Annotated in this window: 19 protein-coding genes; 15 read left to right on the forward strand and 4 right to left on the reverse strand. The window is 40.6% G+C overall.

Features of this window, described 5'->3' with window-relative positions; genetic code table 11:
* Positions 1 to 6: 6 nt before the first annotated feature.
* Entirely contained in the window at positions 7 to 906 is a 900-nt protein-coding gene (gene truB / locus N4627_RS03935) for a tRNA pseudouridine(55) synthase TruB (RefSeq protein ID WP_260965037.1), read from the forward strand.
* Positions 907 to 920: 14 nt separating this feature from the next.
* Positions 921 to 1,889: a riboflavin biosynthesis protein RibF gene (gene ribF / locus N4627_RS03940; RefSeq protein ID WP_260965038.1), complete on the forward strand. Its 969-nt coding sequence runs from the start codon at positions 921 to 923 to the stop codon at positions 1,887 to 1,889.
* A 199-nt stretch (positions 1,890 to 2,088) separates the two neighbouring features.
* Here the strand turns inward: ribF and N4627_RS03945 are convergent, their stop codons facing one another.
* Positions 2,089 to 2,460, reverse strand: a complete 372-nt coding sequence (locus N4627_RS03945) for a hypothetical protein (RefSeq protein ID WP_260965039.1) — start codon at positions 2,458 to 2,460, stop codon at positions 2,089 to 2,091.
* A 114-nt stretch (positions 2,461 to 2,574) separates the two neighbouring features.
* On the opposite strand from N4627_RS03945, the gene hrcA reads away from it, so the two are divergent.
* The 5 genes from hrcA to lepA all read left to right on the forward strand — a co-directional run bounded on the left by hrcA (position 2,575) and on the right by lepA (position 9,387).
* Positions 2,575 to 3,624, forward strand: a complete 1,050-nt coding sequence (gene hrcA / locus N4627_RS03950; protein ID WP_260965040.1) for a heat-inducible transcriptional repressor HrcA — start codon at positions 2,575 to 2,577, stop codon at positions 3,622 to 3,624.
* Between the two features lie 12 nt (positions 3,625 to 3,636).
* Positions 3,637 to 4,212: a nucleotide exchange factor GrpE gene (gene grpE, locus N4627_RS03955; protein ID WP_260965041.1), complete on the forward strand. Its 576-nt coding sequence runs from the start codon at positions 3,637 to 3,639 to the stop codon at positions 4,210 to 4,212.
* A gap of 21 nt (positions 4,213 to 4,233) precedes the next feature.
* Positions 4,234 to 6,105, forward strand: coding sequence for a molecular chaperone DnaK (dnaK, locus tag N4627_RS03960; protein ID WP_003716940.1), 1,872 nt, complete (start codon positions 4,234 to 4,236; stop codon positions 6,103 to 6,105).
* 120 nt (positions 6,106 to 6,225) lie between these two features.
* A complete protein-coding gene (gene dnaJ, locus N4627_RS03965) occupies positions 6,226 to 7,380 on the forward strand; it encodes a molecular chaperone DnaJ (protein ID WP_260965042.1) in 1,155 nt (384 codons plus the stop codon).
* A 171-nt stretch (positions 7,381 to 7,551) separates the two neighbouring features.
* A complete protein-coding gene (gene lepA / locus N4627_RS03970) occupies positions 7,552 to 9,387 on the forward strand; it encodes a translation elongation factor 4 (protein ID WP_098044657.1) in 1,836 nt (611 codons plus the stop codon).
* Between the two features lie 71 nt (positions 9,388 to 9,458).
* Here lepA and N4627_RS03975 read toward each other — a convergent pair whose 3' ends face one another.
* The gene (locus N4627_RS03975) at positions 9,459 to 10,688 is read right to left on the reverse strand and encodes an MFS transporter (protein ID WP_098044617.1); all 1,230 of its coding nucleotides are present in this window, start codon (positions 10,686 to 10,688) and stop codon (positions 9,459 to 9,461) included.
* Between the two features lie 538 nt (positions 10,689 to 11,226).
* Between N4627_RS03975 and N4627_RS03980 the strand changes: the two genes are divergently transcribed.
* The gene (locus tag N4627_RS03980) at positions 11,227 to 11,475 is read left to right on the forward strand and encodes a cytochrome b5 domain-containing protein (protein ID WP_003716945.1); all 249 of its coding nucleotides are present in this window, start codon (positions 11,227 to 11,229) and stop codon (positions 11,473 to 11,475) included.
* Positions 11,476 to 11,566: 91 nt separating this feature from the next.
* On the opposite strand, the gene N4627_RS03985 is transcribed toward N4627_RS03980, so the two are convergent.
* A complete protein-coding gene (locus tag N4627_RS03985) occupies positions 11,567 to 12,376 on the reverse strand; it encodes a Cof-type HAD-IIB family hydrolase (protein ID WP_098044616.1) in 810 nt (269 codons plus the stop codon).
* 158 nt (positions 12,377 to 12,534) lie between these two features.
* Between N4627_RS03985 and N4627_RS03990 the strand changes: the two genes are divergently transcribed.
* From N4627_RS03990 to N4627_RS04020, 7 genes are all read left to right on the forward strand, one after another.
* Positions 12,535 to 13,902, forward strand: coding sequence for an RsmF rRNA methyltransferase first C-terminal domain-containing protein (locus N4627_RS03990; protein WP_098044615.1), 1,368 nt, complete (start codon positions 12,535 to 12,537; stop codon positions 13,900 to 13,902).
* A 14-nt stretch (positions 13,903 to 13,916) separates the two neighbouring features.
* Positions 13,917 to 14,783: an SPFH domain-containing protein gene (locus tag N4627_RS03995; protein ID WP_098044614.1), complete on the forward strand. Its 867-nt coding sequence runs from the start codon at positions 13,917 to 13,919 to the stop codon at positions 14,781 to 14,783.
* A gap of 17 nt (positions 14,784 to 14,800) precedes the next feature.
* Complete coding sequence (locus N4627_RS04000; RefSeq protein WP_260965043.1) at positions 14,801 to 16,570, forward strand: sensor histidine kinase; 1,770 nt, start codon at positions 14,801 to 14,803, stop codon at positions 16,568 to 16,570.
* On the forward strand, positions 16,548 to 17,273 hold the full coding sequence (locus N4627_RS04005; protein WP_124031414.1) for a LytR/AlgR family response regulator transcription factor: 726 nt from the start codon (positions 16,548 to 16,550) through the stop codon (positions 17,271 to 17,273). Before N4627_RS04000 ends, N4627_RS04005 begins: the two co-directional genes overlap by 23 nt.
* 411 nt (positions 17,274 to 17,684) lie before the next feature.
* Positions 17,685 to 18,089, forward strand: coding sequence for a CidA/LrgA family protein (locus N4627_RS04010; protein WP_003716951.1), 405 nt, complete (start codon positions 17,685 to 17,687; stop codon positions 18,087 to 18,089).
* A gap of 15 nt (positions 18,090 to 18,104) precedes the next feature.
* Positions 18,105 to 18,845: an LrgB family protein gene (locus tag N4627_RS04015; protein WP_003716952.1), complete on the forward strand. Its 741-nt coding sequence runs from the start codon at positions 18,105 to 18,107 to the stop codon at positions 18,843 to 18,845.
* 30 nt (positions 18,846 to 18,875) lie between these two features.
* The gene (locus tag N4627_RS04020) at positions 18,876 to 19,847 is read left to right on the forward strand and encodes an L-lactate dehydrogenase (protein ID WP_003716953.1); all 972 of its coding nucleotides are present in this window, start codon (positions 18,876 to 18,878) and stop codon (positions 19,845 to 19,847) included.
* 44 nt (positions 19,848 to 19,891) lie between these two features.
* Here the strand turns inward: N4627_RS04020 and N4627_RS04025 are convergent, their stop codons facing one another.
* The gene (locus N4627_RS04025; protein WP_003716954.1) at positions 19,892 to 20,578 is read right to left on the reverse strand and encodes a YjjG family noncanonical pyrimidine nucleotidase; all 687 of its coding nucleotides are present in this window, start codon (positions 20,576 to 20,578) and stop codon (positions 19,892 to 19,894) included.
* Between the last annotated feature and the right edge of the window lie 8 nt (positions 20,579 to 20,586).

Consider the following 20,586-nt stretch of genomic DNA (forward strand, 5'->3'; position numbering starts at 1 on the left):
AATCATATGGATGGAATTATTCCCTTGTACAAGGAACGTGGAATGACGAGCTTTGATTGTGTCAGTCGTTTGCGGCGGATACTAAAGACAAAGAAAATCGGTCATTCAGGGACGCTGGATCCCTCTGTTGATGGTGTTTTGCCAATCTGTATTGGTAATGCGACTAAAGTAGTAGAATACTTGATGCAGTCGGGTAAAGAATACCAGGGAGAGCTAGTAATCGGAAAAGCGACAACGACTGAAGATTTTGATGGTGAAATAGTTGAAACTAAACCAGTCGAAACTCCAATTAGTAGTGAACTAATTAAGGAAGCAATGCAGAAAATGACGGGAGAAATCATTCAGATTCCGCCGATGTATTCTGCCGTCAAGGTGAATGGAAAGCGTCTTTATGAGTATGCCCGTGTCGGTGAAACCGTGGAACGACCACGACGTAAAGCGTTGATTAGTAGTTTTGCCCTGTGTCGAAACGAGTATGATTCAGAACATCAAGAACAACACGTTTATTTTAAGGTAAAGTGTAGTAAGGGGACTTACATTAGAACGCTTGTCGCTGACTTAGCGCGTTCGCTTGGCTATCCTGGTGCGATGAAATGGCTAACCAGGCTTGAAAGTGGTGGCTTTACGCTTGACCAGACCCTGAGCTTAAATGATATTCAAGATGCGGTAGCTCACCAAACAATTAATCGCCATCTTTATCCAATTGACTATGCATTGAAAGACTATCCAGCAGTAGAATTAACTCCGGTACAATGGCATTCTGTTCAGCATGGTGGTTGGCTTAAGAAAGATGAGCTGCAGACAGTGGCAAATGAAGTGGTCCTGAAATATGACGGATCGACTAAAGCGCTATATCATCTAACGTCCCAAGGATATAAACCAACAAAGATGTTCTCTGTGAAGTGAAGGAGGAAGGAAAAGTGGAAGTAGTAAGAATCCACCACCCATTGCAGAAAGAGTTAGTGCCTGCAGGTCCAGTAGTGCTCGCAATGGGCTTCTTCGATGGTGTTCATCGTGGTCACCAGCAAGTGATTAATACTGCTAAAAAGATCGCTGAAGAAAAAGATCTTCCGTTAGCAGTATTAACCTATGATCACGCGCCCGGAATCGTTTATCAACAATATCCTGGTGGCTTTAAATACCTGTCAACAACATCACGAAAGCTAGATCTTTTAAAACAATTAGGTGTTGATTTGGTATATCTGGTTAGCTTTACTTCTTCATTTGCGAGTCTTTCACCACAAGAATTTGTCGATCAATATTTAATAGGCTTTCACGCGAAAACAGTGGTGGCGGGATTTGATCATACTTATGGCAAAGCTGCGGTGGCAACGATGGCACGTTTACCGGAGTATGCTAACGGTCGATTTAACGTAATCACGGTTCCTAAGTTTACTGGTAATGGTAAGCAAAAGATTGGTTCACGGGTTATTCGTAAAGCCATTGATCAGGGGGATGTTGAGTTGGCTAACCAGATGCTAGGTTATTATTATATGACAACGGGAATCGTTGTTCATGGCTTGGCACGAGGGCGAACACTGGGCTTTCCTACAATTAACGTTGAAACTCCTGAAGGTGAACGTCTTCCTGGTATTGGCGTATACACAGTTCAAGTGCAAATTGGTCAGAAATGGTACGGCGGAATGGCAAGTGTTGGTCACAACATTACTTTCGGTGATCAAAATAAGCTTACTGTTGAGATATACCTTTTTGACTTTGACCAATTGGTATACGGTGAGGAAGTTAAGGTTCAGTGGCTTTATTATCAACGTGGTGAAATGAAATTTAGTGGTGCTGATGAGCTGGTTGACCAGATGAAGCAGGATGAACAATTAGCTCGACAGAATTTACAAAAAATTGCCCCTGGTATAAAGCAGCCATTAGTTTAGAGATAACTTAATTTTTTCAATTGAAATAGTAAGGGGGAGAGAGACAGAACTAGCTCGCTAGTTCGTTTTCGAACCTCCCGCAATCACAAATAGGGATTCAGCGTTCGGATTTTCCGAGCACTGAATCCCATTTGTGTACTGCGTCGTTTGTATTTTATCTAGGTAATATAACTTATGTCACAACCCCCTTTTTCCACTATCAATGACGACTTGCTCGATGATTAGTTGATTGACTAATTTTATGAATGTGTCGTTTAAACTTCATACCGCCGTCCGTGACTAACTTAAAGTGGCGCATTTTAGCGTTGAACGGCCGGTTTGATAGTCGAATTGAAATCCAGCGACGCATGATTTCTGTCATTTCATCAAGCTCTTTACTAAGGCGATCGTTATTGGCTTTAACTACGGCATCGTGAATATCGGTTTGTAATCGATTAATCAAATTATTGTGATAGTCAAGCAACTCCCTTGTTAGCGGGGCATTCCGATAACTATTGAAGAGCTTCTGAATAATCCGCATAGCATCTTCGGGACCACTTGGCTGAATATATCGTTGCTTCTTATGTTTCATTAAAAAACTCCTAGATTTTATTTGACGTTTCTTGACTTTTACTATTCAGATTGTTATATTATACATGTGTTTAGCACTTAACCCTATAGAGTGCTAAAAGGGGAAGTGATACAAATGCTAACACAGCGTCAAAACAAGATCCTGCAAGCGATTGTACGTCAATATACCGCAACAGGTCAACCTGTTGGTTCAAAACACCTGGCAGAAAAATTACCTTTTAAGGTGAGCTCTGCTACGGTTCGAAATGAAATGGGTGTTCTTGAAGAAGCTGGTTTTGTTACCAAGGAACACTCATCTTCAGGGCGGGTACCTTCTAAAAAGGGTTACCGTTATTATGTTGACCATTTGCTTGATCCAGAGGTTATTACTGATAACGATTTAGTAGTAATCCAAAATTCACTAGGAACAAGTTTTCAAAAGATTGATGAGATCATTTCGCACTCGGCTGATATTTTATCTGATCTTACTTCCTATACAGCCTTTACACTAAAGCCCGAACAAGCTGATGTTCGGTTGAGTGGTTTTCGGGTTGTTCCGTTAGGTAATCGAAAGGTGATCGCAATTTTAGTTACTGATAGCGGTGATGTCGAAAGTCAGGCATTTACGTTACCACGAAATTACAATACAGATGCTCTTCAAGCAGTTATTCGGATGATTAATGACCAGCTGGTAGGGCAGCCATTAGCTAACGTGATGAGACGCCTGAATGATGATATTCCGCTTCGGGTGATGCACTACATGCAAAGTGCAGATGGCTTTTTGGATCTTTTTGATAGTGTCGTGTCAAGGGCAGCACGTGAGCAATTCTTTGTTGGCGGCCGGTTAAACCTCTTAGATTTCTCGGAAAAGCATGATTCGGTTGACTTACAAACTCTGTATAGTTTGCTTGACCATAACGATCAATTATCGCATTTGTTAGATTCAAACGTTTCTGATGATGGGGTAAACGTTAAGATTGGTTCTGAGATTTCTAAGGATAAGGCCTTAGATAACTATAGTTTGATCACGGCAACCTATGATGTTGACCAATATGGTAAGGGCATTATTGCAGTACTAGGCCCAACGAGGATGCCTTATTCACGGACGATTGGTTTAGTGAATGCATTCCGTCAGGAGCTAGCAAAACGACTTTTAAACTTTTACCGTCATTACTACGATTCATAGGAGGCGAGTCGATTGGCAGAAGACAAAGCTGCAAAGCAAACAGGTAAGGAAGCAAAGCATCAAAGTAAAAGTGCTGCTTCCGAAAAGAACGACCAGTTTGATGCTAAAAAGTTACAAACTAAAGTGACAAAATTAGAAAGTCAAGTTAAAGATTTGCAACAGCAATTAGATGATAAAGACGATAAGTATTTGCGGGCTGAAGCAGAAATTCAGAACATGACTACCCGCTTTAAGAAAGAGCGTGCTCAATTACTGAAGTATGATGGTCAAGACTTAGCTAAATCTGTTTTACCTGTTCTGGATAACCTTAAACGAGCACTGACGATTGAAGTTCATGATGAAAATGGTCAGCAGCTAAAGAAGGGGATCCAAATGGTTCATGACCACTTAATTAGTGCATTAAAGGACCACGGAATTACTGAGATTGAAGCAGACGGCAAGCCGTTTGATCCGACCCTTCACCAGGCAGTACAAACAGTGCCGGTGGAAGGTGATCAGAAGGCTGAAACAGTGGTAAAAGTACTACAGGCTGGTTATCAATTAAAGGATCGGGTTCTGCGTCCCGCAATGGTTGTAGTTGCACAATAAAAATAAGAGAGGGAATAAACAATGGCAAGTAACAAGATTATTGGTATTGATTTAGGTACTACTAATTCCGCCGTTGCCGTTATGGAAGGTAACGAGCCAAAGATTATTACAAATCCAGAAGGGAGTCGGACAACTCCATCTGTTGTTTCATTTAAGAATGGTGAAACCCAAGTTGGTGAAGTAGCAAAGCGTCAAGCAATTACTAACCCTAATACTATTTCATCAATTAAGAGTCATATGGGTGAAGCTGGATACACAGTTGAGGTTGACGGTAAGAAGTATACTCCACAAGAAATTTCTGCAATGATTCTTCAATATTTGAAGAAGTACGCTGAAGATTACATTGGTGATACAGTTAGCCAAGCAGTTATTACTGTCCCTGCATACTTTAATGATGCTCAACGTCAAGCCACTAAGGATGCTGGTAAGATTGCCGGATTAGACGTTAAGCGGATTATTAACGAACCAACTGCTTCATCACTTGCTTATGGCCTTGATAAGAAAGACAAGGATGAAAAGATCCTCGTTTATGACCTTGGTGGTGGGACCTTTGATGTTTCCATCCTTGAATTAGGTGACGGTGTCTTCCAAGTTCTTTCAACTAATGGTGATACTCACCTTGGTGGGGATGACTTTGATAAGAAGATCATGGATTGGTTAATTGATGGCTTTAAGGAAGAAAATGGCGTTGACTTGTCTAAGGATAAGATGGCGCTTCAACGGCTAAAGGACGCTGCTGAAAAGGCCAAGAAGGACTTATCTGGTGTTCAAGAAGCCCAAATCAGCCTGCCATTCATTTCTGCTGGTGAAAATGGTCCATTACACCTTGAAAAGACCTTAAGCCGGGCACAATTCAACCAATTAACTAATGATTTGGTTGAACGGACTAAACAACCAGTTATGAATGCCTTGAAGGATGCCGATTTAACATTCGATGACATTGATGAAGTAATCCTAAATGGTGGTTCTACTCGTATTCCAGCCGTTCAAGAAATGGTTAAGGAATTAACTGGTAAGGAACCTAACCACTCTATCAACCCAGACGAAGCGGTTGCCCTCGGTGCTGCTATCCAGGGTGGTGTTCTTACTGGTGATGTTAAGGATGTTGTTTTGCTTGATGTTACGCCACTTTCACTTGGTATTGAAACCATGGGTGGTGTCTTCACCAAGTTAATCGATCGGAATACTACTATTCCAACATCCAAGAGCCAAATCTTCTCAACTGCTGCTGATAATCAATCAGCTGTTGATATCCACGTTCTTCAAGGTGAACGGCCAATGGCAGCTGACAACAAGACTTTAGGTAACTTCCAACTTACTGACATTCCAGCTGCTCCTCGTGGTGTTCCTCAAATTAAGGTTACTTTTGATATTGATAAGAACGGGATTGTTAACGTTTCTGCCGAAGATCAAGGAACCCATAAGAAGCAAAACATCACCATTAAGTCTAACTCTGGCTTGAGTGATGAAGAAATTGAACGAATGAAGAAGGATGCTGAAGAACACGCAGCAGCTGATAAGAAGAAGAAGGAAGAGGTTGACTTGAAGAATGAAGTTGACCAAGAACTCTTCCAAGTAGATAAGACTTTGAAGGAAGTTAAGGGTAAGGTTCCTGAAGAAGATATCAAGAAGGCCGAAAGTGCTCGTGACGACTTGAAGAAGGCTAAGGAAAGCGGCAACTTAGACGATATGAAGGCTAAGAAGGACGCATTAAATAAGGTTATCCAAGATCTTAGCGTAAAGCTTTATCAACAAGCCCAAGGTGCTCAAGGCGGTCAAGCTGGTAATGCCGGTAACAATGGTACTAACGGAAACAATAATAATTCTGGTTCCGATGATGGCAAGACCGTTGATGGTGACTTTAAGGATGTTACTCCAGATGACAAGAAGTAATTCTATCAGCCGTTAATAAACAATTGTTAAAAGCCAAAGGCCGGAGAAAAGGACTTTGGCTTTTACTTTCGTTTACCATCTATGGTATAACTAAACAAGCAATATAAATGGAGGATCCGTATGGCAGAAGAAAGTTACTACGACATCCTAGGTGTAAAAAAGGATGCTTCTGAAAAGGAAATTAATCGGGCTTACCGAAAACTTGCAGCAAAATACCACCCGGATATTAACCATGAACCTGGTGCTGAAGAGAAGTTTAAGAAGATTAATGAAGCGCATGAAGTGCTGAGTGATCCACAAAAGCGTGCTCAATATGATCAGTTTGGTTCGGCAGGGCCAAATACAGGGGCAGGCCAAGGCTTTGGTGGCTTCGGCGGTCAACAAGGTTATGGTGACTTTGCCGGTGGTGATTTTGGTGATATCTTTAGCCAATTCTTTGGTGGTGGCGGTCGTCGTCAAGCAGATCCTACGGCACCACGTCAGGGCCGTGATTTGCAATATTCAATGACATTAGACTTTATGGATGCTGTTTTTGGCAAGACCACAACAATCAAATATGAACGGGACGCCCAATGTGATGTCTGCAAAGGGAGTGGCGCTAAACCTGGAAAGTCTCCCGAAACATGTTCACGTTGTCATGGTAGTGGGGTCATTCTTACCGTACGGCGGACACCCCTTGGTAATATTCAAACTCAAACTACCTGTCCCGAATGTAATGGGACTGGTAAGATCATTAAGCCAGAAGATCAATGTACTAAGTGCCATGGCTCTGGGCATATTCATGAGCGACATGAATTAGAGGTTAAGGTTCCTGCGGGAATTGATGACGGTCAGCAAATGCGATTAGAGCACCAAGGTGATGCTGGTGAAAACGGTGGCCCTTATGGTGATCTTTACATCGTTTTCCGCGTAACACCAAGCCGGGAATTCCGGCGTGATGGTTCAACAATCTATATTGATCAAGACATTTCATTTGCTCAAGCCGCATTAGGTGATGAAGTGAAGGTCAAGACTGTTCATGGTGATGTTAATCTTAAGATTCCTGCCGGTACTCAATCTGAAACGAACTTCCGTCTCCGGGGCAAGGGTGTTCCCCACTTGAACGGTAATGGTAACGGGGATGAACATGTTACTGTTCACGTTCATACACCGAAGAGTCTTAATAAACGTCAAAAAGAGGCAATGATGGCCTTTGCTGCTGCTAGTGGTGAAGACGTCAAAGGAGTTAAGAAAACCGTTCTTGACAAGCTTCGGGATGCATTTGAAGATAAGTAAAGAATTAAAATAAGCTAGTAATATCCGACTTTTGAAGCGGGATTACTGGCTTATTCTATTTCATTTGGCATTGTTAAATGCTGGTTTGATTAGCTTTTCAAGCGCGGATAGTCTTTGGTATACTAGTATTAGTATTTACAAGTTTAGAAAGTAGTGAACTAATTCATGACAATGAATCTTGATGAGATGAAAGAACGGCAAAAACGGATCCGTAATTTTTCAATTGTGGCCCACATTGATCACGGTAAATCAACCCTTGCCGACCGTATTTTGGAAATGACGGATTCAATTAGTAAGCGGGAAATGAAGGATCAGGTCCTTGATGATATGCCTTTAGAGCGTGAACGGGGGATTACCATCAAGTTGAATGCAGTTGCCCTAACCTATCATGCTAAGGATGGACAAGACTATATTTTTCATTTGATTGATACTCCAGGGCACGTTGACTTTTCATATGAGGTTTCGCGATCATTGGCTGCCTGTGAAGGGGCAGTGTTAGTCGTTGATGCTACTCAGGGAGTGGAAGCGCAAACCTTAGCAAACGTTTATCTGGCTTTGGATAATGATTTGGAAATTTTACCGGTAATTAACAAGATTGATCTGCCATCTGCGGATCCTGAAGGCACAAAGAAGCAAATCGAAGACGAGATTGGCCTTGATACAGACGATGCGCTAGATGTTAGTGCAAAGACTGGTTTAGGAGTTGATCAAGTCCTAGAAGAAATTGTGAAGAAGGTTCCGGCACCAACCGGCGATCTGACAGCCCCATTAAAGGCTTTGATCTTTGACTCAAAATATGATGATTACCGCGGAGTAGTTCTTAGTGTTCGGGTATTTGAAGGAACTGTAAAAAAGGGTGATAAGATTCGGTTAATGAACAGTGGTACCGAGTATGAAGTTGCTGAAGTCGGGATTAACTCCCCTAAACCATTAGCCCGGGATGTTCTGATGGCTGGTGATGTTGGTTATATTACCGCTGCAATTAAGGATATTAAGGATACTCGGGTCGGTGATACCGTTACGGATGCTAATAATCCGACTGCTAAACCGCTAGAAGGCTATCGGCAAATGACGCCAATGGTTTATGCTGGTTTATACCCAACCGATAATGCTAAATTTAATGATTTACGGGATGCTTTAGAAAAATTGCAGCTGAATGATGCAGCGTTGACTTTTGAACCTGAATCATCACAAGCGTTAGGCTTTGGGTTCCGTTGCGGTTTCTTAGGCTTGTTGCATATGGATGTAGTTCAAGAACGGCTTGAACGAGAATTTAACCTTGATTTAATTACCACAGCGCCATCTGTTACTTACCATGTTGACTTAGCTGATGGAACCACAAAAGAAGTGGAAAACCCGGCTGAAATGCCAGATGCTTCATCGATTAAGGACATTAAGGAACCTTATGTGAAAGCTTCAATCATGGTTCCAAATGATTATGTTGGACCGGTAATGGAGCTTTGTCAGCGAAAACGGGGAATTTTTGAAACGATGGAATACTTAAGCGATACGCGGGTAAACGTAATCTATCATATTCCATTGTCAGAAATTATCTTTGACTTCTTTGATAAGCTGAAGAGTTCGACTCGTGGCTATGCATCTCTTGACTATGAAATTGACGACTATAAGCCAAGCAAGTTAGTGAAGATTGATATTTTGCTAAATGGTGATAAGGTTGATGCATTAAGCTTTATTGCCCATAAGGACTTTGCTGCAGAACGGGGTCGTGATATTACTTCTAAGCTTAAGAAGATTATTCCACGGCAAAACTTTGAAATTCCAATTCAGGCAGCAATCGGCTCAAAAATTATTGCCAGAACTAATATTAAGGCTTACCGGAAAGATGTTACTGCACGAATTCATACAGGTGATCCTGATCGGCGAGCTAAGCTACTTGAAAAGCAAAAGCGTGGAAAGAAGCGGATGAAGGCCGTTGGTAAAGTTGATATTCCTCAGGAAGCCTTCATGGCGGTTCTGAAGACCGATGAAGAAGTCGACGAGAAGTAAATTATTATCAATATAAAAAAGGTTCAGAGTTCGTAACCGATTCGAACTCTGAACCTTATTTTAGTTTATTGTTAATGATTAGCGAGTTTCCGCATTCCCGGCAATGAAGACATAACGATGAAGCTGAGAATGTAAAGTGCTGATAAGAAGCCCATTGTTACTCCTAATGAATAATGGTCCATCAGCAATCCAATAACTACTGATGAGAATCCACCAATTGCTCGACCAACATTCATAATGATACTGTTAGCTGTAGAACGAATGGCAGTTGGGTAAAGTTGACTGATAACTGCACCATAGCCGCCAAACATTCCGTTAGAGAAGAAACCAATTAATGCACCAGCAAGAATGAGGGCAATTGAACTTTGGACCATGAGGATGGTGAACATTACCGTAGCAGAACCAAGAAGGAAGATACCGAAGGCCCAACGTGGACCCCAATTATCCATTACTGTCCCAAAGACCATCATCCCAATACTCATTCCAATGATGGTAGCAATCATCCAAATTGATGATCCCGAAACGGACAGTCCTTGTTGCTTTTGCACAATTGATGGTAGCCAGTTCATTAGGCCAAAGTATCCAGCAATTTGAACAATTGTCATTACCATTAAGCCAAGGGTTTGCAGGGCTAATCGTGGTGTAGCAAAGAGACGACTCACAGAAATTCTTTGGTGATTAGCGATTGTCTTTTTATGGGCGACAATAAATTCTTGACTTTCGTGAACGTGACGCCGGATGAAGAAAGTTAGAATTACTGGAATAATTCCTAAAAGAAAAAGCGCGTTCCAACCAAAATTGGGAATGATGTAGGCTGCCATTATAGCAGCAAAAATTGCACCAACCTGACCACCGATGGCCGCAACAGAAGTCAATCGACCAATAAGGTGAGGTTCAAAATTTTCAGCAATTAATGCAATTCCTACACCATATTCACCACCGGCACCAATACCAGCCAGAAAACGGCAAATGTAAATTGCTGGCAATGAGTGGGCGAAAAACATTGCGGCCGTTGCCAAGGCAAAAATAAAGATCGTGTAAGTGAATGTCTTTACACGACCGATCCGATCACCGACAAGGCCGAAAATCGCACCGCCCGCTAACATTCCAAGGTTAGTAATAGAACCAATCCACCCAGCAGCCGTACTTGAGATATGGAGGCTGGCGATAATTGGTGCAAGGGCAAATGACAAAAACATAATATCCATGTTTTCTAATGAAAATCCGGATGCAGTAGATGCTAGGACCCATTTCTGGTTTTTAGTCATTGCTTGGCCGACATGATTACTTGTCTGTTCCATATTTAATTCCTCCAAAATGATGCTCACTGACATCGATTATTTTGCTTTAGGATTATTAATCCCTATTTGACAACGTATTATACACGCCTTAACTTAAAATGCAATTAAAAGTTTAGCGATTGAGTTGAAAAGGTGGTGTATAATATGAAATATTGATTCGAGGGGGTTATGGAATGAAGAAAAACATTTGGCGCCAGGTTAGAGATGTTCTTTCCCTTATTATCGCTGCAATTTTACTGTATTACATCGTTACCTTTTTAGACAGTTTGATCAAATAAAAATTGAGGATCGCGATAACATAACACACCGTGATCCCCAAGTAGAAGTATTTAGCGAAAGTGATTGCAGAATCACCTTCTTTTATATTATAACAATATTTTTGACAATTGTTATGTAATATAGCTATTATTTACAACAAAATTAATTTTCATCTTATTATTGTCTTATTACCAGTAAGTACTAATTGAGATTGCCTTAATCGGTAAATTAAAAGTGCTATAATAAAAACAACAATGAGTATCGGGAGGAATATTTTAGTATGACTACAAGAATCTTTACTGCTGAAGAACTTGCAAAATACAATGGCCAAGATGGCAACCCAGCTTATGTCGCAATTGATGGAACAGTTTATGATGTCAGTAATGTTCCGGCTTGGCGTAACGGTAAGCATCATGGCAACTTAGCAGGTCATGACGTCAGCGCTGCAATTCAACGCTCACTTCATATGAAGCGGGTTCTTGAAGATTTGCCAGTTGTTGGTAAATTTACCGGTGATCCTGAAGTTTAATCATTTTTAAGTTAATCCATTTAAACTAAAACAACCTAAGATTATTCTCGTTTTGAGTTAATCTTAGGTTGTTTTTTAACTATATCGGTTTTTAAGCTAATTTCAGGTAGTCTTTTAAGTATTCTGCGAGACCATTATGTTCGTTGTCAATTGGGGTCACGTCATCTGCAATTGCCTTAATTTCGGGAATTGCATTATTCATTGCAACACCACGACCAGCAGCGGCAATCATTTCTTGATCGTTCTTCTCGTCCCCAAAGGCAATAATATGGGTACGGTCAATTCCGTACTGCTTAGCAATATAGAACATTCCTGATTCCTTATGAGTACCGCGGTGAATTAGTTCAAGAATATTATACGGGCCGCCCCATACCCGAGGTTCAACGAAGTCACCGTATTTTTCGTTGACAGCTCGGATAATTTTCTTTTTACTGCCTGGCTGATATTCAATTGTCATTGCGATTGGATTGTCACTGAGATTCCTTTTACTCAGTAATTGACTGGGTTTAAGACGGTTAGGAAGAAATTCAGGGACGTCCTTAGTTGCCTGGTTCGCCCAGAAATGATCCTTACTTTCAACGGTAATGGTATCAATTCCCAATTCGTCTCTATGTGCCAGAAGGTCTAACGCTAATTCTTTTGTTAATTCAATTTCATATTCTTTATCCCAGTTTTGGTGGGGAATATGGGTTAGCGCACCATTGAAGTTGACCATTGGCGTTTGAATGCCGATTTGATCGTAAATGTGTTGAGCAATTCGGTAAGGTCGTCCGGTGATAATACTAACAATGTGGCCGTCTTTGGCAGCACTCCGCAACGTATTAATTGTTTCAGCGGTTAATTTTGACCGATTATTGAGAGTAGTTCCATCTAAATCGATGGCAATTAGGTGTTGATCCATTAAGCGTGTCACTTCCCTTTATTACGAATAATTAACTATTATACCTGGAATTAAGAAAAAGTTAAATGAATTCCAAGAATGCTTCCGGGAAATGTTTAGGAACGGGTTAAAATAAGTTATAATTTGTTTAAGATTAAATTGATGGAGTGATTAAGAGAATGCAGCTACCAAGTGCATTTAAAACTAAGTATCAGCGACTATTGGGGGATGAGGCCCCAGCTTTTTTAGCAGCGTTGAACGAACAAAGCCTTAGTGGTTTTCGGGTTAACCCGCTGAAAGATGGCTTGCCGCAGAAGACAATTAGTCAGGCTAAAGGGAAAGTGCCGTATGTACCTACTGGATATTATGGTCAAGTTAATGGAAAGTCCTTGGATCATGTTACTGGCTGGGTATATAGTCAGGAACCTTCTGCAATGTATGTAGGAGAAGTAGTTGATCCGCAACCAGGAGAACGGGTTCTCGACCTCTGTGCAGCGCCAGGAGGAAAATCGACCCACCTAATTTCTTTAATGAAGGATCAAGGATTATTGGTTGCTAATGAGATCTTTCGGAAACGGGCCCTAATTTTAGCGGAAAATTTGGAACGGTGGGGCACTCGTAATACAGTGGTGACAAATGAAAGTCCAGAAAAACTTGAAAAGCAGTTTCCCAAGTTTTTTGACCGGATATTAATTGATGCTCCATGTTCTGGCGAGGGGATGTTTAGAAAAGAACCAGCTGGGATTGAGTACTGGAATACAGATTATCCGGCGGAATGCGCTAATCGTCAGCAAAAAATTATTGCTTCAGCGATCAAAATGTTAAAGCCGGGTGGAATTTTGGTTTATTCAACTTGTACGTTTGCTCCGGAAGAAGATGAACAAAATGCTAGTTGGATTCTTAAAAATTATTCTGAAATGCAAATGGAGGAAGTTAAAGCTTACCCGGGGATGGATCATGGTCGTCCAGAATGGGCAGATGGTAATCCAGAATTAGCAAAGGCAATTCGTCTTTTTCCTCATCATATCAAAGGTGAAGGACATTTTGTTGCCAAGTTCCGTTATGGTACTCCTGTTGCTGAAAAGCCTTTACGGAAGAAGCGGCGAAAGAAAAAGCACTCAAATTCATATGCTTTAACTAAGGATCAGCAAGAATTATTTACTAATTTCCAGGATTCGGTTATTCCTAATTATCAACCTACCAGATTAGTTTTGTTTGGCGAGCAGCTATATGACTTGCCAGCTGGAATTAGTGAAATTGATGATCTTAATATTCTCCGGCCAGGATTACATCTTGGAACATTTAAGAAACGACGATTTGAACCATCACTAGCATTAGCCTTAGCGTTAACGCCGACTGAAGCAAAAAAAACGCTTGAATTGAGTGAAGAGCAGTGGCGTCAATACGTCCACGGTGATACGATCACAATTGATAAAGAGTTAGCTAGTGGCTGGTATTTGTTAGTTTGCGATAAGCACTCCTGTGGATTTGGAAAATTAGTGCAAAAGACGGTGAAAAATTTCTATCCAAAGGGGTTAAGATTTTAGAGGAGTTAAATAAAATGAAAGAAAAACAAGCATTTCATGTTAATGGTTATTTAGGATTATTAATAGCAATTCTTGGCGGATTGGTCGGTCTCTGGCTTATATATAGCGGCTTTCGCTTTGGTCACCTGTTAAGCATGGTAATCGGGGTTGTGTTAGTTGTCCTTATTTTAGTTCTTTCAAGTAGTCTAACGATTATTCAGCCTAACGAAGCCAAGGCATTAACGTTCTTTGGTAATTACATCGGAACAATTCGTGATGCTGGATTATTTATGACGGTACCGTTTACTGATAAGGAACCGGTTTCTCTTCGGGTGCGGAACTTTAATAGTCAAATCCTCAAGGTTAATGATTCAAAGGGGAATCCGGTTGAAATTGCTGCGGTAATTGTCTTCAAGGTAGTTGATACTGCCAAGGCACTCTTTTCGGTTGATGACTATGAACAATTTGTTCAAATTCAAAGTGAGTCAGCTATTCGTCACGTTGCCAGTGAATACCCTTATGATACATTTGAAAATGAGGATGCATTAACGCTTCGAAGCAACCCAACTGAAGTATCTGACCGGTTAGCAAGCGAATTACAGGAACGGTTAAATGTTGCTGGGGTAAAAATCGTTGAAACGCGGTTGACCCACCTTGCTTATGCAACCGAAATTGCTAGTGCAATGCTACAAAAGCAACAATCGTCCGCAATTTTATCTGCCCGCAAGATTATTGTTGAAGGAGCAGTATCAATTACTGAGGATGCAATAGATCGCTTGGCTAAGGAAGCAAATCTAGAATTAACGGACGAACAGCGTTTGCAAATTATTAATAACATTATGGTGGCGATCATTAGTGAACGGGGAACGCAACCAGTAATTAATACCGGAACACAACAATAATTGGAGTTAATAAGCGCATGTTATATCTAACAATCTTAATGACCGAGCGGGTCGGCTTTGTTATTATTTGTGCTTTCCTCTTGGTTAACATTCCAGCGTTTCGTCGCTGTCTCTTTGCCCAAACACTGACGGCAAAGCTCCAATTAGTGGTAATATTTTCTTTATTTGCAATTATGGCAAATATTACGGGGATTGAAATTGACCCGGCTAATGAACTGCATAATAAAGTTTTATTAACGGCTGTTTCTCATGATTATTCGGTTGTCAATGCCAGAATTCTTGCAGTAACTACGGCGGGAATTGTTGGCGGACCATGGGTTGGTGGTTCAGTTGGTTTGATTGCTGGTCTTCACCGGGCGTTTCAAGCTGGATTTGCCAGTGAGGCTTGGTTTTATATTCCTAGTTCAACACTGATTGGGTTACTGTCTGGTTATCTATATAAGGATAAAAATAGTTCATTTACTGTTATGACACCGTGGCGAAGCTTTGTTGTTGGTTTGTCGATGGAATCAATTCAGATGATTTTCGTCTTTCTGTTTAGTCCAACGGGGTGGTTATTGGTTCGTTATATTGCGGTTCCAATGATCTTAATCAGTTCGCTAGGGACATCAATTTTCATTTCGATTATTACGATGTACCTTCGTCAGGAAGAAGAAACCCGGGCTACGCAGACCCACTCGGTACTGAAGTTAACCAATCAAACGTTGCCTTATTTCCGTAACGGTCTTAATGTTAAATCAGCCCAGCAAGTAGTTCGGATCATCAAAAAATACACGAACTTTGACGCAATTAGCATCACTGATCGGAATACGATCCTTGCCCATATTGGTGCGGGGAGTGATCATCATATTTCGGGGGAAACAATGGTGACAACGCTCTCTGAATCAGTCATTCAGAGCGGTCAGGTAAAGGTTGCACGAAATGCTGAAGAGATTGGCTGTTCCCATATCGACTGTCCCTTACAGGCATCGATTGTTGTTCCGTTACGGGTTGATGATAGTGTGGCCGGAACTTTAAAAATGTATTACACCGATAGTTGGAAGCTAACGCCGGTTGAAATTCAATTGGCAACCGGTTTGGGAGAAATCTTTGCTAACCAAATTGCTTTAGGGAATGCCGAAATGCAGGCTAAGTTGGTTCGTGATGCCGAAATCAAGTCACTGCAGGCACAGGTTAACCCGCACTTTTTCTTTAATGCGATTAATACGATTAGTGCAATGATGCGACGAGACAGTGATAAGGCGCGTCAGTTGCTCCTGCAGTTAAGTACCTATTTCCGCTCAAACTTAGTCGGTGCTCGAGAAACGCAAATTACTTTAGCTCAAGAACGTCAACAGGTTAATGCCTATCTTAGTTTGGAAATGACTCGCTTCCCAGATAAGTACGACGTTCAGTTGCATACAACTGTTAGTGATGATGTTTTACTGCCACCGTTTACGATTCAGGTTTTGGTGGAAAACGCATTAAAGCACGCGTTTGGGGAACGGAAAATCGGTAATTACGTGATCATTGATGTCTATCAGCAAAAAGACCGGTTAATAATTACGGTCAAAGATAATGGTCAGGGAATCTCACCAGACTTGATAAAGCGTCTCGGCCAACAGGCAGTCCCGTCTAAGCATGGTTCAGGGACTGCGTTGCATAATTTGAACCAGCGATTAATCGGGTTGTATGACAAGAAAAGCGGCCTTCACTTTACCAGTAGTAATCAGGGGACAACAGTCAGTATCTCCATTCCATTTACCAAAAAGGGAGGACAAGTAAATGAAAGTCTTAATTGTGGATGATGAACCATTAGCACGTGACGAGCTTAGCTACCTATTAGAACAAAATGACCTGATTGACGAAATAAATGAGGCTGATGGAATTAATTCTGCTCGCGAAGAAGTGGCAAATAATCGGCCGGATTTAATCTTCTTGGATATTCAGTTGGATGATGGTAGTGGGATGGCATTTGCCAAGAGCTTGAAGAAAAAGAGAAATTGTCCCTACATTGTTTTTGCCACTGCTTATGACCAATATGCATTAGATGCCTTTGAGGCGGACGCAATCGATTATGTTTTGAAGCCTTTTGAAGCAGAGCGGATTAATGATGCCGTCAAACGGGTCGTTAGACTAATGGATAACCAGAATGGCAGTCGAGGAGTAACTGTTCAACAAAGAAATCCGCGAATTTCACTAACTAATGATGAACGAACAATTGTCATTCAGAAGCGAAATATTCTTTATATTCAAGCACAAGCGGGGAAAGCTATTGTTCATACCGAAGATCAGGAGATCGTTAGTAAGCAAACTCTCAATAGTATTATTAATTTGTTAGATCCTAACAGGTTTATTCGGGTTCACCGCAGTTTTGTTGTTAACCTTAATAAGGTTCATGAACTGCAACCAAGTTTTAATCATACTTACGAACTAACTCTTGATGACGGGAGTAAAGTTCCTGTGAGCCGGTCATTTGTTGCTACCACCAAGAAGGCATTAGGAGTATAGTTAGCAAATTAAATTCCTGCGATTATACTTTAATAGTTTTAGAATATTAAAAAATAAGAACCGGGGCAGAAAAATATTTTGTTTTTCTGCCCCGGTTCCTGTTAATCATTCGATCAGTAATGTACAAAGTAGATGGAAGATAGTAAAACAGCTGTTATAACAGTAAATTAGAAAAGAATTAGTAAAGGATTAATGGTTAAAGATCGATTGATATAGTAACTAATTGTAAATAAATTAACAATCTTGAGGGCATTTCATCTATTGGTTAGGGCATCTCATCCTTAAATATGGCTATTTAAGTGTGAAATTCAACACAAATAGTAAAAAAAGTGTAAATTAAATAACTGAAGAGGCACTGTGAAAACGGTACCGAACAAAATTTATTTTTATTTCTGTGGGAGGGAATAAGTTATGGAAAAGGACAAACAACCTAAGGATTCCAACATTTATGTTCAAATGGGAATCTTTGCTGCTATTTTATTTGTTTCTCAATTGATCTCTGATCTTTTTCCAAAGAGCTTTGTTGTACCAACTCCTTTAATTGGTATGGTATTGCTTTACATTCTGTTGGCTACTCATATTGTTAAGCTTCACCAAGTTGCTAAGTTTGGTGACTTTATGATCGGACTAATTGCATTCCTGTTCGTTCCATCAGGTATCCAATTAGCTGCTCACCTTGACATCATGAAGAAGGAAGGACTTCAAGACGTTATCGTAATTATTATTGCTACGATTATCATTCTTGTTGTTATTGCCTACGTTGGTGCCCTTGTTATGAGCATTCACCACAAGATCACTGGTACTAAAGAAGACTAGGGAGGCACAATAATTATGGCTAATACGATTGTTACAAATCTAGCATTACCATTTACTGGTATCTTCATTTCATTGATTGTTTACCTAATTGGTATGTGGTTAACAAAGATTAGTAATGGATTCTTCCTTTTTAACCCATTACTTGTTGGGATGGTACTTGGTATCGTTGTCTTAGCAATTTGGGCTAAGGGTACTGGTTCCACTACCGCTGCTGTTTACAAGAAGTTCTACCTTCCTGGTGGTAACATGATTTTCTGGTTCTTGAACCCAGCTACTATGGCCTTCGCTATTCCAGTTTACCGTGTTAACAACATTTTCAAGAAGTACTGGTTCGATATTATCGTAATCTGCTTCGTTGGTGGATTTATTTCATTGTTCCTTATCAACCTTGTATGTAAGTTATTCGGCCTTTCTGCCGCTTCAACTGCATCAATGTTGCCACAAGCCGCAACCACTGCTGTTGCCATGCCAATTGCTGCTGGTGTTCATGGTGTTCCAGCCGTTACTGCAATGGCATGTATCCTTAACGCCGTTGTTATCTATGCTTTGGCCGAATTCCTTATTAAGGTTCTTGGTTTGAAGAAGATTTCAGCTGTTGCTACTGGTTTAGGTTTAGGTTCTGCAGGGCACACCGTTGGTTCTGTTAAGGCTCTTTCACTTGGTGAAATTCAAGGTGCCATGGCTGGTGTTTCTGTTCTGATTATTTCATTAGCAATGGATATCTTGGTTCCAATCTACGCCCACTTATTCATGTAATTTAATTTATCATTAAGGAGAAACTGAATTATGTCAAAAAATCATCAAAAAGTTGTTCTTGTTGGTGACGGACAAGTTGGTTCAGCTTATGCTTATGCATTAGTTCAACAAGGGTTGGCTGAGGAATTAGCAATTGTTAACTTGTCAAAGGAACAAGCTGAAGGTGACGCCCTCGATTTAGAAGACGCAACTGTTTTCACTGCCCCAAAGCAAGTTTATCAAGCTGATTACGATGCTTGTGCAGATGCAGACCTAGTTGTAATTTGTGCTGGGGCTGCCCAAAAGCCAGGTGAAACTCGCCTTGACTTAGTTGGAAAGAACCTTGAAATCATGAAGCAAATTACGAAGAGTATTATGGCTACTGGTTTCGACGGAATTCTTTTACTTGCAACAAACCCAGTTGATGTTTTAACTTATGCAGTTCAAAAGATTTCAGGATTACCTGCTAGCCGGGTTATTTCATCCGGTACTTCGCTTGATTCAGCACGTTTACGTGTTGCGTTAGCAAAGAAGTTGGGAGTTAGTCCACTTGATATTAGTGCTAATGTGATGGCAGAACACGGTGATTCAGAATTTGCTGCATATTCTAGTGCAACAGTTGGTGGGAAGCCACTTCTTCAAATCTGTGAAGAACAAGGCATCAGTAATGATGAATTGCTAAAGATTGAAGATGACGTACGTCACAAGGCTTACGAAATCATCAACCGCAAAGGCTTTACTGCATATGGTGTTGCAACTTGCTTAATGAGAATTACGCGGGCAATTCTACGGGATGAAAATGCTGTATTACCAGTTGGTGCTTACATTGATGGTGAATATGGTATTAAGGATAACTATCTTGGAACTCCAGCTGTTATTAATGCATCTGGTATTTCAAAGGTTATCGAAGTTCCATTAAATGAACGTGAAAGTGAAGCAATGACTAAGTCAGCTGAAGCTTTGAAGAAAATTGCTACTGATGGGATGACTAAAGTTGGTTTAGTTAATTACCTGATTAAGTAGTAATAAAAAAGATGTGATGAAAAATTCATCACATCTTTTTCTTTTTAAAGAATTGCTTTAAGCTCGGTTAAACGGTGGATTTCAAAGGTTGGCTTTAAGCGGGTTGAATTATGCAATGAATGGGGGTTGAACCAGACTGTATCAAGATGAGCGTTAATGCCGCCTTGAATATCAGAACTTAATGAATCTCCAATCATTAAAGTGTTATTACGATGACCGTTAATGTGTTGAAGCACAAAATCGAACATTTCTTTGTTCGGCTTTTGAAGCCCAATCACTTGTGAAATAAAAATATCATCAAAATATTGAAGTAATTTAGCATCCTTCAGTCGCTGATCTTGCACTATCTTTTGCCCATTGGTAACGGCATATACGTGGTATTTATTTTGCTTTAGGTACTCCATTACCGTTCGCGTTCCGGAAACAAGTTGATGATTGTTACTGAGGTATTTAAGGTAGGTTTGAATTGTCTCTCTACCAGGAACATTTAGCTGGTGGTAAGCCTTAAAATAGTCGGCAAAGAGGTGTTCCATAAGTTGATCCCAGGTGAGTTCATTTCGTTCAAACCGTTGCCACATCCCGACATTATAATTTTGAAATGTTTGTTTAACGGTTGGTGTTAATTTCAGGTTAAAATCACTAAAGAGTTGTTTTAAGGCGTGGCTTTCGGCAGCTCCATAATCTAATAGTGTATCGTCAAGGTCAAAAAGAATGTTTTGATACGCTGTCATTCTATGAT

The organism is Limosilactobacillus vaginalis (assembly GCF_025311515.1).
GTDB classification, from domain to species: Bacteria; Bacillota; Bacilli; order Lactobacillales; family Lactobacillaceae; genus Limosilactobacillus; species Limosilactobacillus vaginalis.